General features: G+C 41.0%; 14 protein-coding genes and 1 other RNA gene. 1 reads left to right on the top strand and 14 read right to left on the bottom strand.

All coding sequences use genetic code 11. From position 1 onward, the window contains the following. Positions 1–28: 28 nt before the first annotated feature. The 11 genes from CWB78_RS06530 to CWB78_RS06480 all read right to left on the bottom strand — a co-directional run bounded on the left by CWB78_RS06530 (position 29) and on the right by CWB78_RS06480 (position 8,349). Complete coding sequence (locus CWB78_RS06530; RefSeq protein ID WP_138594754.1) at positions 29–967, bottom strand: DUF4097 family beta strand repeat-containing protein; 939 nt, start codon at positions 965–967, stop codon at positions 29–31. Positions 968–976: 9 nt separating this feature from the next. Beyond that, positions 977–1,462 (bottom strand): hypothetical protein, encoded by a 486-nt coding sequence (locus CWB78_RS06525; protein ID WP_013464154.1) that lies wholly within the window; start codon positions 1,460–1,462, stop codon positions 977–979. Further along, the gene (locus CWB78_RS06520; protein ID WP_138594752.1) at positions 1,449–2,000 is read right to left on the bottom strand and encodes an RNA polymerase sigma factor; all 552 of its coding nucleotides are present in this window, start codon (positions 1,998–2,000) and stop codon (positions 1,449–1,451) included. Before CWB78_RS06520 ends, CWB78_RS06525 begins: the two co-directional genes overlap by 14 nt. Positions 2,001–2,224: 224 nt before the next feature. Further along, the gene (gene rplI / locus CWB78_RS06515; RefSeq protein WP_008110407.1) at positions 2,225–2,677 is read right to left on the bottom strand and encodes a 50S ribosomal protein L9; all 453 of its coding nucleotides are present in this window, start codon (positions 2,675–2,677) and stop codon (positions 2,225–2,227) included. 36 nt (positions 2,678–2,713) lie between these two features. Then, positions 2,714–2,941, bottom strand: a complete 228-nt coding sequence (gene rpsR, locus CWB78_RS06510) for a 30S ribosomal protein S18 (protein ID WP_002962753.1) — start codon at positions 2,939–2,941, stop codon at positions 2,714–2,716. Between the two features lie 12 nt (positions 2,942–2,953). After that, the gene (priB, locus tag CWB78_RS06505) at positions 2,954–3,271 is read right to left on the bottom strand and encodes a primosomal replication protein N (RefSeq protein ID WP_008466122.1); all 318 of its coding nucleotides are present in this window, start codon (positions 3,269–3,271) and stop codon (positions 2,954–2,956) included. Positions 3,272–3,314: 43 nt separating this feature from the next. Continuing rightward, positions 3,315–3,656 carry a 30S ribosomal protein S6 gene (gene rpsF, locus CWB78_RS06500; protein ID WP_008110420.1) on the bottom strand — a complete coding sequence of 114 codons (342 nt, stop codon included), beginning with the start codon at positions 3,654–3,656 and terminating at the stop codon, positions 3,315–3,317. 406 nt (positions 3,657–4,062) lie between these two features. Then, positions 4,063–5,229, bottom strand: a complete 1,167-nt coding sequence (locus CWB78_RS06495) for an FAD-dependent monooxygenase (protein WP_138594750.1) — start codon at positions 5,227–5,229, stop codon at positions 4,063–4,065. After that, positions 5,226–6,413 (bottom strand): 2-octaprenyl-6-methoxyphenyl hydroxylase, encoded by a 1,188-nt coding sequence (ubiH, locus tag CWB78_RS06490; protein ID WP_138594748.1) that lies wholly within the window; start codon positions 6,411–6,413, stop codon positions 5,226–5,228. The genes CWB78_RS06495 and ubiH overlap by 4 nt, the downstream gene beginning before the upstream one ends. Positions 6,414–6,427: 14 nt before the next feature. Then, positions 6,428–7,750: a Xaa-Pro aminopeptidase gene (gene pepP / locus CWB78_RS06485; protein ID WP_055012860.1), complete on the bottom strand. Its 1,323-nt coding sequence runs from the start codon at positions 7,748–7,750 to the stop codon at positions 6,428–6,430. A 35-nt stretch (positions 7,751–7,785) separates the two neighbouring features. After that, the gene (locus tag CWB78_RS06480; RefSeq protein ID WP_008110427.1) at positions 7,786–8,349 is read right to left on the bottom strand and encodes a UPF0149 family protein; all 564 of its coding nucleotides are present in this window, start codon (positions 8,347–8,349) and stop codon (positions 7,786–7,788) included. A 225-nt stretch (positions 8,350–8,574) separates the two neighbouring features. Here CWB78_RS06480 and ssrS point away from each other — a divergent pair. After that, positions 8,575–8,758, top strand: a non-coding RNA gene (gene ssrS / locus CWB78_RS06475) — 6S RNA. A 153-nt stretch (positions 8,759–8,911) separates the two neighbouring features. Here ssrS and CWB78_RS06470 read toward each other — a convergent pair. The 3 genes from CWB78_RS06470 to CWB78_RS06460 are packed head-to-tail and all read right to left on the bottom strand — an operon-like array spanning position 8,912 to position 14,692. Then, on the bottom strand, positions 8,912–11,995 hold the full coding sequence (locus tag CWB78_RS06470) for an efflux RND transporter permease subunit (RefSeq protein WP_138594746.1): 3,084 nt from the start codon (positions 11,993–11,995) through the stop codon (positions 8,912–8,914). Then, a complete protein-coding gene (locus tag CWB78_RS06465; RefSeq protein WP_138594744.1) occupies positions 11,992–13,287 on the bottom strand; it encodes an efflux RND transporter periplasmic adaptor subunit in 1,296 nt (431 codons plus the stop codon). The genes CWB78_RS06470 and CWB78_RS06465 overlap by 4 nt, the downstream gene beginning before the upstream one ends. Continuing rightward, positions 13,277–14,692, bottom strand: coding sequence for a TolC family protein (locus CWB78_RS06460; RefSeq protein WP_138594742.1), 1,416 nt, complete (start codon positions 14,690–14,692; stop codon positions 13,277–13,279). The genes CWB78_RS06465 and CWB78_RS06460 overlap by 11 nt, the downstream gene beginning before the upstream one ends. Between the last annotated feature and the right edge of the window lie 344 nt (positions 14,693–15,036).

Here is a 15,036-nt window from a genome sequence, read left to right as displayed (position 1 = left end):
TTTTTGTTACTTAAAATAAAATAGCTAATTATTGACGTTTAAGTTCGATAACACCGCTAATAGTATTCATCTCTACGCTAGCATCAGTGCCATTAGTATTAAACTTAATTCCACTTGCTGGGCCATACTTGGCTTTTTGTACTTGATCGTTAGTTAACTGGTTGTCAATTTTACCGCCAGCGTGTGCTTCCACCTCAAATTGTGCTGATAAATCAGCAGGGAAATAAAACGCAGCGTTACCACTAACAGATTCAAAACTCACATCAGCATCACTCAGAAGGCGGTTAATTTGTACCTTAACTTCGCCATTAACGGTGCTTATTTGTAACTCTTTAATTGTATCTAAATTAAAGTTAATATCGCCATTTACGTTTTCTAAGCGAATATCATTGGCCGTCGAGTTTGATGTAATATCGCCATTAACCGCACTAAAACGAACTTCGCCGCTAGATTGCTGATCATCAATCGAACCATTAACAGTTTCAAACTGAACTTTACCATTAAGTGCTTTTGCCTTGATGTCACCATTTACAGTGGTCAGCTTAATATCGCCATTAAGATCGTTTACTGTAATAGCCCCATTAACTACATCAATTTCAGTACCTTTTTGTAACTCTTTGGCCGTTATAGATGCATTAACACCCACAAATTCTAGCGCACTACTTTTTGGCATAAAAATAGTGAGCGTTGAGCCATTGTTGTTATTATCCCAATTAGAAAGTTCAGGCATTTTCACAATAAACTGGGTTTTATTACCCTGTGTTTTAAGTGTGTAGCCTTGTGCCTTATCATCAAGTTCACCGGTTACTTTAAATTGATTTTTATCCCAACCTGTCACTTTAATATCACCACGCTGGTTTTCAATGTGGATCACCCCAGCATTGGGTACCTCAATTTGCTGATCTATTTTTTCACCAGCAAATACGGCCATGGGTAATAAAGCGATCCCAAATATTATTGCTTTCATTTATTTCTCCTAGATGTGTTGCCAACGCGGTGCATGCACCTTGTTAATTAAGTCGAGTTGTTGTTGATAAACTTGCGCTAACATAGACAATAGCGCCTTGTTTTTCGGTTCATTTTCAAGAGTTTGCTTTATTGCTTGCTCTGCATCTTCAAGTTCTTGTAACTGTACTTGCCAATTGTCGGTCAATGCTGCTTGGCTTTGATATTGCACTAGTAAACTTTGTTTTTGTTTAGTAAAAAACTCACTCATTGCCACTGCAGTATTTGCCTCTGGTACTTTAAATAACAATACTGTGCTGACCAAAACCGCGGTAAAACATGCAGCAATGGCGGTGAGCTTTGGCCAATATTGATTAGTATTAATAGTGGGCTGATTATTAGCTATTATTGCGCGCTCAATCCCATTCCATAGTTCTTTTTTGGGTGGAATATTTTTATCTAACTGGGTTAAAGACTCATTTAAGTAGTCGTCAAAATTTGTTTTATTCATTTTCATACCACTGCTTTAATAATTGCCTTGCACGATGATATTGCGCCTTACTAGAGCCTATCGCCATGCCTAACAGGGTTGCAATTTCCTCATGCCTGTAACCTTCTACTGCATAAAGCACAAATACCATTCTTGCTCGTTCAGGCAGTCTAACAATTAATTTATCTAGCCCATTTAATCCGTTACAGTCATGTGCAGCTTGTTCATCCATTCCGCTTTGCTCAAAGCTAATTACTTTATTAAGCCAATGTTTTTGCCTGCGCACATAACTAATAGCAATATTACTGGCGACACTATAAAGCCAAGTGGAAAACTGCGAACGTCCATCAAATTGCGCTATTTTGTTCCATACTTGCACAAACACTTCTTGGGTAGCATCTTGTGCATACTCCTCATCGGCTATAAGCCTCAGGCATAAGCCATAAACTTTTGCTTTATGCATGTCATAGAGCGCTTTATAGGCTAACTGGTCGCCGTTTTTAACTTGATCAATAAGCATTTGCTGCACTTGATCAGTTATTGGCTGATTAGCGTCCATTAACATCGCAAATTTTTCCTGTTTATAATTATGTAATTGCAATTTAACTTATAAGACGCGCAGAAGAATAGAAAGGTTTAAATGAAATAAAAAATATTTGTAGAAAATTAAGGTTTATTTTAGAAAGGTGTTTGATTTTACCCATAACAAACAATTTATTGCTTTGGGTTATAAATTTTAGACACAAAAAAACCGTGCAAAGCACGGTTTTTTTAACTTAATTTTAAAAATTAAGCTTCAGCAATAACGATTACTTTAATAGTAGCTGTTACGTCTGAGTGTACTGCGATCGCAACGTCAAATTCGCCAGTCTCACGGATAGTACCTAGAGGTAAACGAACTTCTGATTTAGCAACTTCAACACCAACAGCTGAGATAGCGTCAGCGATGTCACGAGTACCGATTGAACCGAATAATTTACCTTCGTCACCAGCTTTAGATACTAATGTAACTTCTGCTAATGCTTCAAGTTTGTCAGCGCGTGCTTGTGCTGCAGTTAACTGTTCAGCGATTTTTGCTTCTAGTTCTGCGCGACGTGCGTCAAACGTTTCAATGTTTGCTTTAGTTGCAGGAACTGCCTTACCTTGTGGGAAAAGGAAGTTACGTGCGAAGCCAGATTTAACAACAACCTGGTCACCTAGGCCACCTAGGTTAGCGATCTTATCTAGTAGAATAACTTGCATGTTTCTACACCTTTTAAAAACGTGTTAATCCGCTGCTTACTTATGTAAGTCAGTGTATGGAAGAAGGGCTAAGTAGCGAGCACGCTTAATAGCAGTTGCTAGCTGGCGCTGGTATTTAGCGCTAGTACCTGTGATACGGCTAGGTACGATTTTGCCACTTTCTGTAACATAGTTTCTAAGAGTAGCTAGATCTTTGTAATCGATTTGTTGTACGCCTTCCGCTTTAAAGCGGCAGAACTTACGACGTCTGAAATAACGTGCCATGAGATTAATTCCTCAAATAATTCTTTCTATATGCTGAGCATGCAAAACCAATTGGCTAAGGCCGTTACGACCTTCGTGGCGATTTAAAAAACCACTCACTTGCAATGCCTGCCCAACGTGCAAATGTTGAGTCTGTTGTTGCATTTGCTTACCACTGGCAACCACCTGAAGCCTAACATAACTATTACGGTTAAGATCTGCTTCAACTTGCATCGATTTATGTTCTACAACAAAAATACAATGCGGTATGCCCGCGGGGCTTTGGCTAAACTTGGGTGTTTTACAAACTACCCCAGATATAACCAGCTGATTCGTATATGGGCTAACCATTATAGTAACTGCTGACTACGTGCCATGCTAGGACTCAAAACAATTAAGCAGCTGGTGCTTCTTTCTTCTCTTCTCTTACAAGAGGAGACGCTTCAGTTACAGCGTTTTTAGTACGCATAACTAAGTTACGAAGCACTGCATCGTTGTAGCGGAAAGTAGTTTCTAGCTCGCTGATTACTTCAGTTGGTGCTTCAACGTTCATAAGAACATAATGAGCTTTATGAAGCTTGTTGATTGGATAAGCCAGTTGACGACGGCCCCAGTCTTCAAGACGGTGGATAGTACCACCTGCTTCAGTGATAGAACCAGTATAACGTTCGATCATACCAGATACTTGCTCACTCTGATCAGGGTGAACCATGAATACGATTTCGTAATGACGCATGGATATTCCTTACGGTTAATAGAGCCTTCTACCGTTTCGGCCGGTCGGTTTAAGGCAAGGAATTAATAGTTTAAAAGCCGAAATGAGCGCGCATTTTACGCTTAGTAGGATAATTAAGCAAGCAGGTTTTTTTAAGCTTTGATAGATAAGTGTTTCGGGTTTCGGGTTTCGGGTTTCGGGTTTCGGGTTTCGGGTTTCGGGAAGACATTATTGGATACTCCCTTTATATCAACAAATAAAATAAAGATAAGTGCTTAATATTTACGGGGTAGACGCCGAGCTTGCTCGCCTGAAAAGCATAGCTTTTTAAAGACATTAGCCTATAAACAAAAAACCGATGTTTAAACTAAACATCGGTTTTTCTTTGGCTGAAAGCTGATAGCTAAAAACTGACTGCTTGTCTTTATCACTTCCCTATCGCTTCTTTGGCGAACAGGTGCTTTATAGGCCCAAGATTATCAACCAGCGATAGCCCTACTCCCCGAATCAGCTTTTTAACTGGGTTTGCACCTTCAAATAGCTCTTTGAGCCCTTGCATCATGGCGATGTGTTTTTGTGCGTCGAGCTTACGGGTGCGCTCGTAATCACGCAGTGTGCGCGTACTGGCAAATTCTTTGGCGTCTTGACTTAGTAGCTCAATTAAATAAGCGGCATCTTTTAGGCCCAGGTTCATACCGAGCCCTGCTAATGGATGAATGGTATGCGCTGCATCGCCCATTAACACCACCTTGCCATTAACCCATTGTTGGGCGTAACGCATTTTAAGTGGAAATGCAACGCGCTTACTTTGCACTTCACATAAACCGCACTGCCCATCTATTGCAGCCATTACTGCTTTGTTAAAAGTAGTGTCGTCCATTGCTAACAATTCATCACAATGATTCGGGCTGGTTGACCACACAATTGAATGAGTATGCTCATCGCTTAGTGGTAAAAACGCTAGTGGCCCGGTTGGTAAAAACACTTGGCGTGCGGTATTTGCGTGTGACTCTTTGGTTTTAACTGTCGCTACTAACGCATGGTGATCGTAATCTTTAAAGCTCAGCGCCATATTAAACTGTTTACGAATCGCTGAATTTGCGCCATCGGCCGCCACCAGCAACTTAGCAATAATAGGTTCGCCAGTTTTTAAATTAATAAATACGTCAGACTCACTTTGATGTATTTGCTGATACTCAGTATCAAACATCACTGTGGCATTACTTTGTTGCTCAAGCTCTTTTATTAGCGCAAAGCGAATAATATCGTTTTCAACAATGTGCCCTAAATGCTCAAGCTCAAGTTGCTCGTTATTAAAGGTTATTTTTCCAAAGCTGTCGGCATCGCGTACATCCATGTGCGTATAAGTACAAGCACGCTCAGCTATTATGTGTGGCCATACATTTAATTGCTCCAGCAAGGTTTGGCTGGTTATACTTAGTGCACTAACTCGTAAGCCATAATCATCGCTAGGTGGAGCTTGAGTTGGCGCAGCATCTAACACAGCCACGCTAATATTCGCTTTAGCAAGCCCGAGCGCCAGCGTTAACCCAACGCAGCCACCACCCACTATACAAACCTGTACTTGTTTCATAAACGTGTACCTTGTTTAACTTGACCCATTAATTGTTTTGCTAATGGGGCTTTTAATGCAGGGAATAAATCCATTGAAAATAGCCCAATACTTCGACCAAGCGCTAACACCCGTGATGAATTTGAAAAAAGTCGAACCAAGGCATCGGTCAATGTCATTACGGTTTTTATATCATCACGGCGCTTGATTGAATATTGACGAGTAAAAGCATAGCTACCTAAATCATGTTCACTGTTTGCAATTAAGTTACTCAGCACTTGTACATCTCGCAACCCTAAATTAAAGCCTTGTCCTGCAATAGGATGAATTGCGTGTGCCGCGTTGCCTATCACCACTGTGCGGTGCGTCGTTAATGACTCTATTTGCCCATAAACTAAAGGGTAACTAGCGCGCATACCGACTTTTATAAACTGTCCTGCACGATAACCAAAGGCAGTTTGCAGCGCACTTATAAAGTCTGGTTCACTTAGCGACATATACTGCTCAATATGTTCTTGGCGCATACACCATACTAACGAATAGCGGTTATTACTCATGGGTAATAAAGCCATTGGGCCATTTTGGGTAAACCGCTCAAACGCCTGATGATGGTGTCCATCAGCGACTTCTATATTGGCAATAATCGCACCTTGTTTATAAGGCTGAGTATTGAAGCCGAGCCCTAATAAATTACGAGTTGGCGACTGTGCACCGTCGGCAATCACCAACAGCTTAGCACTGAGTTTTTCGCTACTTTGTAATGTAAGTTCATTACTATCGGCGTTTTGTTTTATCGCTGTTACGCTATCTGGGCAAAAAAGCGATATGTTTGATTGCATTAAACGCTGATGCAGCGCTCTGCCAAATGGGTTTACCTCTACCACATAACCTAATGAGGGTTTTGCAAACTCATCACACTGTATATGGGTTTTACCAAAGTGCCCTTTGTCTGACACACTCACTTTTTTTATGGCCGCAGCATAGGGAGCGTTCATTTCAAATAAATTGAGGCTTTGTAAATACTCTACCGACTGCTGGGCAAGTGCGATACTTCTGTCATCAAAGCTTGGATGATAATCAGTGGTTACTTGATTTGCTTCAATTACAGCAATATTTAAGCTGGGATTTTTTTTACTTATACTCAGTGCACAACTTGCGCCAACTAAACCACCACCAATTACTACAACATCAAACTGCTTAGCCACTTTTATCTCCAAGCTTATGCGTTTTTAGCGCTTTGCATTAGCGCTTCTATTTCACTAATTGTTTTAGGCACACTAATGGTTAAGTTGTCGTGACCTGAATCAGTTACTAATAAGTTATCTTCAATACGAATACCTATACCTTGGTATTTTTGAGGCGCATTTGAGTCTTTACTAATATACAGCCCAGGCTCAATGGTTAGCACCATACCCGGCTCTAAGACACGCTCTTGGTTATTAACCTTGTAATCGCCCACATCATGAACATCAAGTCCTAACCAGTGACCAAGACCATGCATGTAGTATTCTTTACAGGCACCTTGTGCCATTAATTCATCAAAATCGCCGGTTAAAATACCTAAATCGAGTAACCCTTGGGTTAGTACTTGCATAGCGAGTTTATTTGCCTGAGATAAAAGGCCACCGGGTTTTATTTCGCTAAATGCGATTTCTTGCGCTTTAAGTACAATATTATAAAGCGCAGCTTGCTCAGTGCTAAATTTACCGTTAACGGGGAAGGTACGTGTTATATCGGCGGCGTAGCCTTGTAGCTCACAGCCTGAATCAATCAGTACTAAGTCGCCATTGTTTAATACGTCGCTATTTTGGGTGTAGTGCAAAATATTGGCGTTATCGCCACTGCCGACAATAGTGCCATAAGCAGGATGTGGCGCACCGTTCATTGCATAGTGATGATGAAGCTCTGCCTCTAGTTGAAACTCGGTTGCGCCAACGTGGGAAAAACGCATGGCTCGCATGTGTGCTCGAGCGCTTATTTCACAGCCCTCACGCATAATGTTAATTTCGCCTGGCGATTTAAATAAGCGCATTTCATGCAATAAAGGGCGAATATCTTTAATTGTACTCGGTGCTGTATCCCCTTTTTTAGGGGCACTGCGCAAAGTGTTAAGCATTGAAAATACTTTGCCATCAAAGGCAGGATACGTCCCTTGTGCATAAAATAAAATCTGTTGGCCGTTCACCAAATTCAATAATTGTTCATTTAGCTCACTAAGTGCATAAGTTTTGTCGAATAAGTATTCGCTTTGTGCTTTTTCAAAACCAATGCGTCTGCCGTGCCATACCTCTGCAAGTTTGTCTTTATCTAAACAAAATAATAGTGAGGGTGTATCACTGTTTTTGCAAAGCACCAACACGGCATCGGGTTCGTTAAAACCAGTTAAGTAAAAAAAGTCACTGTCTTGTCGAAACGGATAATGAGTATCACGGCTACGCGTGAGCTCTGTTGCAGCGGGAATTATAGCAATACTGTTATTATCCATTGCCGCTAATAAACGCTCGCGGCGCGCTTTAAACTCTGACTTTTGTATTTCAACCATTAATAACTAACCCATTACTTTTATTGTGTTCTCAATTAATGCAGTGTTTTTTTGTTGCTTTGTGGATTTTGCTCTTTGCCTAGCTCAGCAAAACACAATAGCGCCGATACGCGGACGTACTCAATCACTTCATGCAGTGCTTGGCTATCTTCTTCGGTTTCTTCAAAGGTTGTATCTAGGCGTGTAATCTCGCTAAAGTCGCTGATCACTTCTTTTACATCTGCCGACAGCTTGCCATAATCTTTTTGCTTTAAGCCAAAACCCAACATAAACCCAGCTACCCATGATACGAGCCCGTTAGCCTGATCGATGAGTGTTTCGTCATCACTAGGTAAAAACAAGTCAAATTGAAACTCTTCGTTATTAAAACTTTCAACCACTTGTTGATAAATTTGGCCAAAAAACTGTTTTAAATCGTTGCTAAACGACTCGCCATCATTAAATACATCGCTCAGTAAGCCTAAATACTCTTTATCGTCAATGCTTAGCCCACAAGCAAGTAAGCCGCTAATAACGCCATGCGCTTCTGCGGGTGATACAAATATTTCATTTTTCTCTAAAAGAAGTTGGGCTTTTTCGTAATCTGGTAAGTTATTCATAATGACGTCTTCGCTTTGCTAATTAAAGCAATGCTACCACTCGATAAAAAGCAACTCCAATGAATTCTATGACTGAGGTCAAAAGCAAGCGATTGAAAAGCAAATTGAGTTCAAAAAGCAATCTTAAAAGTAAATACAAGATTAAATTTGCAGGAAAACTGAGCGAACAGTTTAATTTTTTACGATTGGGGTTTAAGGATTGGAATATGTCTTATATACTAAATTTGTTCCCTGGGGTGCAGGAGCTTGGTTAAGTCCCTGAGCCGATAAATTTTATACCAGGATTTTTGTTCGTTTACTATTGTGCAAGCTCGGCATGTACCGAGAAGCCTACGGTAAACCGCAGATTTCCGCCCTGAAACCTCAAGGTTTCAGGACTGACACCGGGCACCGCATTCTCGGGGAACACCTTCCTTTATAGCTTAGGTTCTAGGTTCTCAAGCATTTCTTTTTAACTAAACATTCCCTATCTTTCGTCTTTAAATATATCGAACTGCGTTTCCACAGCCCGATATTAAACTTATTTCTAACACCTATCCCTTTGTCTTTTTAATGCCTAACACTACTTAAACCAACCTTGAAAGCGCTCCATCAGCATATAGTTAACGGGAACAAGTAATAAGGTTATAAAAGTCGCAAATATAATCCCAAATCCTAAGCTTACTGCCATAGGTATTAAAAACTGCGCCTGAGTCGCCTTTTCAAACAGCAGCGGCATTAAACCTATAAAAGTGGTTAAACTGGTGAGCATAACTGGGCGAAAGCGCGATGCGCCAGCAAGTTTAACTGCCTCTATTAAATCGCCACCTTCGCTGCGTTTTTTATTAATGAAATCCACTAATACAAGCGAATCGTTCACTACAACCCCTATTAACGCAAGCATACCTAGTAGGCTCATAATTGTTAAATCCATACCCATTATCCAGTGCCCTACTACTGCGCCAATCATGCCAAATGGAATAACACTCATAACAATAATTGGTTGCATGTATGACTTAAACGGAATAGCCAATAACGCATAAATTATAAAAAACACAAACACTAACGCCCAAGCCAATGAGCCAAACGACTCTCTTTGCTCTTTGGCTTCACCTTCGAGTTTGTAATCAACACCTGGGTATTGCTGCATTAACTCGTCTAAATATTGTGCTAGGTCGGCTTGAAGCACCGTCATGTTGGTGTTGTTTTTTTCAATATCAGCCGTCACGTTTAGTGTGCGATAACGATCAATACGGTTTATGGTTGATGGGCTTTGTCCTGCCGTAAGTGTTGCCACGTGCGACAATGGCACAGAACCGCCATCGGGAGTGCTTATTAGTATGTTTTGTAAATCAGCTACAGAGCGGCGCTCGTCAATAGGTAAACGAACCATTACACGCACGTCGTCTCGTCCGCGTTGAATACGCTGAACCTGCGAGCCAAAAAACGAATTACGCACTTGTCCTGCCACATTTACACGGTTTAAACCAAGCGCCAAACCTTGTTGCGTAAGCTCTATACGCAACTCTTCTTTACCGTCAGACATACTGTCGGCAATATCAAACACCGTTGGGTACGTTGTTAAACGATTTTTAATATTATCAGCTACATCTTGCAATATTGTTAGTGAAGTACCACTTAGTTGAACGTCTATTGGGTCTGAACTTCGGCCAATTTCAGCTCTAAATGTTAGACTTTCAGCGCCAGGAATAACACCAATTAAATCGCGCCATTCACTAGCAAGCTCTCGCGAACCTATATCTGACTCACGCTGCTCAGCAGGTGTAATCTCAAAGCGTACCGCTCCGGAGTTAGACGCGCCACCGCGTCCGCCAGTAGTGGCTAATATATTTAAAATAACGCTTTCGCCTGTATTAGGATCGCGATATTTGTCTTGTAATTGCTGCGCTTTTTCGGACATATCAATCACGTATTTATTGGTTACTTCAAACGGTGTACCTGTTGGCAGTGTTAGATTGACTCGTACAGTTTCGCTAGGAATTCGTGGGAAAAAGATAAACTTAGTCCAACCACTGGTGATCATGGTTAAAATAATAAAAAATACCCCCACAAATAAACTAACCGTTGCTAGTTTATGGCGTAAAGCAGTGTTTAATATAGGTTGGTAATATTTTAAAATTGCACTTTCAAAGCCATCAGCAAAACGTTGTTGAATCGCTTCAAGTTTAGATGGTTCACCTTTTTGGTTGCGTAGTTTTATGTATTTTAAATGTGCTGGTAATACAAATTTAGATTCAATTAGCGAAAACAATAAAACTGGAATAACCACTACCGGAATTTGTGCAAATAAGGCGCCGCGCGCGCCTTCAATAAATGCTAAAGGTAAAAAGGCAGCAACAGTAGTCAGTACACCAAAGGTAACTGGAGTCGCAACTTCTTGAGTACCCAATATAGCAGCCTGCTCACCCGATTTTGCCGTTTTTAAATGGGTATACACGTTTTCGCCGGTTACTATGGCGTCATCTACTACAATACCGAGTACTAAAATAAAGCCGAATAAGCTCATTATATTTAACGTTACACCAAAAATTGGCATCGCGATAAATGCGCCCATAAACGAAACTGGAATACCAATAAACACCCAAAATGCAATTGCTGGGCGTAAAAATAGCGTGAGTAGTGCCAGTACTAAAATACCACCTTGTAAAGCATTACTGGTTAAGGTGGCGATACGGCTTTTAACTAGCTCTGAATCGTCGTCCCAATAACTTAGTTTAAAACCTTGTGGTAGCGTGGCTTGCTGTTCTTCAATGTAGTTTTTAACATCGTCTGCCACGGTTATCGCGCTTTGCGGGCCAATTCGGTAAACGTCTATAAACGCCGCTTGCTTACCATTAAAACGGGTGCGTACTGGCGTTTCTTCAAAATCGTCTTTAATTGTAGCAATATCACCTAAGCGGATAATCGTTCCGTCGGCTTGGTTTTTTACTACTATGCTGGCAAATTCATCTTTACGATAAGCCTGCCCTTTTGAGCTAATTAGTACATCGCCACCTTCTGTTTTTAAGTTACCAGCAGAAATATCAGAACTTGAATTAGCAATAGCACTCGATATTTGCGCAAGGCTTAGGCTGTACTGGCGAAGTGTGTCTTGGCTAACTTCAATGGCTAACTCGTAGTCTCGTACACCACTTAGCTCTACCTGCGTTACGTTAGGCAAACGCAGTATTTGATCTCGCACTTTTTCGGCATATTCACGTGTTTCTTTTTCGCCATAATCGCTTGATACGGTAACAGCTATTACTTCTCTTTTGCGCTCAGCCAGCGCAACAATCGGTTTTTCTGCATCGCCAGGAAACGTATTAATCGCATCGACTCGACTTTTAATATCAGCTAATAACTCACGAGGATCGTAACCGCTTTCAACCTCAATAGTTACAGAGCCTGAGCCCTCTGACGAGCGGCTGAATATTTGTTTAATTCCCTCTAAGTCTTGCACCGCTTCTTCTATACGAATAGTCACGCCCTGCTCTACATCTTCAGGGGTTGCACCACGCAGGCTAACACCTACGCTTATCATATCGGTTTCAAAGGACGGAAATACTTCCAGTGGTATTTTACTCGATAAACTAAATAGTCCCGACAACAACAAAGTTACTAACAATAAGTTGGCAGCAACGTGGTTTTTGGTAAACCAAGCAATCATGCTTTATCTCCTTGCTTGGCTGCGCGACGTTTTTTTATTAACTCTTCAACACTGATACCAAGCTCTTTTGCTTTTTGCTCTAGCTGCTCACGAGTCGGGCGCTTATTTTTAGGTACTTTTTCTTTTGGCTGTGCACCTAAAATACTCACTTTAGTGCCTGAGCTTACTTGCCCTAGCGGCGTAACAACTAATTTATCGTTCGCTTTTAAACCGGTTTTGATCATTGCTTGATTGGCGTTTTGCCATGCAAAAGTAACGTCTTTACGCTTTAATACATCACCTTCAACCACATAAACATAAGTACCTTGGTAAATTGTGCTGTTAGGAATGATCAACGCATTTTGCACCGTTTTACCCGCTATTTGCGCCTTAATGTATTGCCCTATTTTAATTGGATACTGATTACTGGCGGTTGATTTATATGGGTCGTCTATTTTTGCTACCACGTAAAGTTGCTGCGCGTTTTCGTCAATAGCGCCTTCAGTTCGTGCCAGTTGGCCTTGCCATGTTTGCTCCCCCACTAAATCAGAACTAAATTTAACTAACGAACCCGCTTGGTTTTTAGCACCATCACGGTATTGCTCTGGCAGGTTAACAAACGAAAGGTCTTTATTTTTTATTGGTAAGCGAATTTCAACACTATCAATAGCGTAAATAGTAGCAAGTTGGGTATTGTTACTCACTACTTGACCTAAATCGACACTACGACTCAGTATGCGCCCAGCATAAGGTGCGGTAACCTTTGTACGCTCTAAATCAAGCTCTGCTTTTTCAAGGGCAGCTTGAGCCGATAGCACTTGTGCTTGCGCAGCTGCTAATTGCGGCTCACGTAATACCAAGCTGCTGGCTTGGCTTGAACCACCAAGGCGCTTCCAATCAGTCAGTGCTTGTTGCCCGCGGGCCTTTTCTTCTAATAAGCTTTGCTCTGCTGTGAGTAAATTAGCGTGAGCAGATTTAACCTCTGCCTGATGATCTCTATCATCTAGCTTTAATAACACGTCGCCTTTTTCAAAAAAACCACCTTCTCTAAACTCATCGCTCACTTCAATTATTTGCCCAGATGCTTGAGCAACAAGTAAGCTTTGTGTTCGAGGTTTTACCGTACCGTAGCTGTCTATCATTACTTGATAACTTTGAGGCACAAGCTCAAGTACAGACACACTAATTGCTGCTTTTGGTGCTGAACTAAAGCGTCTCGCCTCTGGCGGATTACTCTTAATAAAAAATACAATTAAAAGAGCGGTAAAAACAACCGCGGCTGGAATAATAATTTTAGCTGTTTTAGTGTTCATCGTTATTGCTCTTTAAGTCGCTTGACGGTTTTTCAAAATCACCACCAAGGGCAACATGTAGGTTAATTCTATTTGCGATTAATTGGTTTTTAATTTGTATTAATGAACTTTGCGCATCGAATGAACGCCCTTGTGCATCAAGTACCGTGGTGTAAGTGACTAAGCCACTCTGATATTGCTCAAACGATAATTGCTCGGCCGCAAGTGCATTTTTTTGTGCTTCGAGGGTGCTGGTGTACTGTGCTTTTAAAGACTGCTGCTGCGATATCGCATTTTCTACATCAGCAAATGCATCGTACAAGGTTTGTAAATATTGCTGTTCTTGCTTTTGCGCATTCAGGCGTGCAATTTCTTCATTCGCTTGTAAACGCCCTCCCTCAAAAATAGGTGCCGAAATATTTCCTAGCAAAGACCATGCGAGGCTTGAAGGAGAAAACAAATCACTCACTCGATCTGTACTATCACTTAAGCTTGCAGTTAAATTTAAACTCGGAAAGCGCTGTTTATGTGCGTAAGCCAATGACGCATCACTAGCTAATAACTCGTACCAACTGGCAAGTAATGCGGGCTTTCGGGTAATGAGCTCTGAAGGAATACCAACTGGAATTTCGGTATCAACAACCGGTAAGTCAGTGCTTGCTGCAATAGCTCCTTTTGGGTACTCACCTAGTAAGCGCTCAAGCACTCGCGCTGCACTTGATAAACTCGCTGTTTGAGTGGCAATGCGTGAGCGTTCGTTATTAAGCTCATTGCGGGCTAAATAAACATCAAGCGCTTCGTTTATACCTTGGCGGTAACCCGATTCAATTATATCGAGGTTTTGCTTAGCATTTTCTTCACGGCGCTTATATAAATCAAGTAGCTGCTGCGCAGACACAACATCAAACCAGCCTTGTACAACATCTGAAACTAGTTGCTGTTTAGCTTGTTCAAAACGCGCTTTTTGAGCTAAATATGAAAGGTTAGCTTCTCGTTTTGAATCTGACAGCTTACCCCATAAGTCAACTTCGTAATTTAAGTTTAAGCTTACAGAGCTGGCATTATTATAGCTAACAGGCCGGTTACCTTTACTGCGGCTAGTACGCGAAGATAAATCTAAACTAGGCCATAGAGCTGATCCGGTTGCTATTAGTTGCTGCTTAGTAATAGCGACATCATAGCTGGTTTGTAATAGTTGTTGGTTGTTTTTAAGCGCTTGTTTTACGTATTTATTAAGTAATGGCGTGTGCAGTTGAGTTAACCATTCATCATCCACTTTTAATACCGAACTTGCTGCCTGTTGCTGCCACTGCTGTGGTAAATTATTTGGAGCTTGTTGGCGCTGCGATGGGTTTAAGTTACTCGCACAACCGCTTAGCATTATAATGCTTATTGCTAATAAAGATGGCTTATATTGCCACATCATGTTTAAACCTGATTAGTGCTATTTATGAATGTTATTCAATCACTTTAACAAACGTTGCTCAATTGACTTTACATAACATTACATAGCTTGCGATTAGTTTATAAGTGTATTTAATACGCCAAGCACTAACGTAATATTCACAAATAAATGAGTAAGCTAACCTTTAACCAAAGAATTAATTGAAACTCTTAAAAAGTAGATATAGAAAAGACGGCAGGGTTTGCTGTTGGCATTACACCAGCTAAAGCGGCAAAAAATTGTCAGGAACAATTTTTAACATCTGAAAGATGGCCCGAAGGGGAAAATACAAGGATGTATTTTATAATCGAACGTAGTTCGATGCC

The organism is Pseudoalteromonas sp. S1612, from assembly GCF_005887175.1.
In the GTDB taxonomy this organism is placed as follows: domain Bacteria; phylum Pseudomonadota; class Gammaproteobacteria; order Enterobacterales; family Alteromonadaceae; genus Pseudoalteromonas; species Pseudoalteromonas undina.
The sequence above is the reverse complement of the archived record's forward strand: the minus strand, read 5'-3'. Positions and strand labels throughout refer to the sequence as shown.

Excerpts from the sequence above, each read along its gene's own strand:
- CWB78_RS06530 (WP_138594754.1), bottom strand. The coding sequence starts at position 967 with ATGAAAGCAATAATATTTGGGATCGCTTTATTACCCATGGCCGTATTT.
- CWB78_RS06525 (WP_013464154.1), bottom strand. The coding sequence starts at position 1,462 with ATGAAAATGAATAAAACAAATTTTGACGACTACTTAAATGAGTCTTTA.
- CWB78_RS06520 (WP_138594752.1), bottom strand. The coding sequence starts at position 2,000 with ATGTTAATGGACGCTAATCAGCCAATAACTGATCAAGTGCAGCAAATG.
- rplI (WP_008110407.1), bottom strand. The coding sequence starts at position 2,677 with ATGCAAGTTATTCTACTAGATAAGATCGCTAACCTAGGTGGCCTAGGT.
- rpsR (WP_002962753.1), bottom strand. The coding sequence starts at position 2,941 with ATGGCACGTTATTTCAGACGTCGTAAGTTCTGCCGCTTTAAAGCGGAA.
- priB (WP_008466122.1), bottom strand. The coding sequence starts at position 3,271 with ATGGTTAGCCCATATACGAATCAGCTGGTTATATCTGGGGTAGTTTGT.
- rpsF (WP_008110420.1), bottom strand. The coding sequence starts at position 3,656 with ATGCGTCATTACGAAATCGTATTCATGGTTCACCCTGATCAGAGTGAG.
- CWB78_RS06495 (WP_138594750.1), bottom strand. The coding sequence starts at position 5,229 with ATGAAACAAGTACAGGTTTGTATAGTGGGTGGTGGCTGCGTTGGGTTA.
- pepP (WP_055012860.1), bottom strand. The coding sequence starts at position 7,750 with ATGGTTGAAATACAAAAGTCAGAGTTTAAAGCGCGCCGCGAGCGTTTA.
- CWB78_RS06480 (WP_008110427.1), bottom strand. The coding sequence starts at position 8,349 with ATGAATAACTTACCAGATTACGAAAAAGCCCAACTTCTTTTAGAGAAA.
- CWB78_RS06470 (WP_138594746.1), bottom strand. The coding sequence starts at position 11,995 with ATGATTGCTTGGTTTACCAAAAACCACGTTGCTGCCAACTTATTGTTA.
- CWB78_RS06465 (WP_138594744.1), bottom strand. The coding sequence starts at position 13,287 with ATGAACACTAAAACAGCTAAAATTATTATTCCAGCCGCGGTTGTTTTT.
- CWB78_RS06460 (WP_138594742.1), bottom strand. The coding sequence starts at position 14,692 with ATGATGTGGCAATATAAGCCATCTTTATTAGCAATAAGCATTATAATG.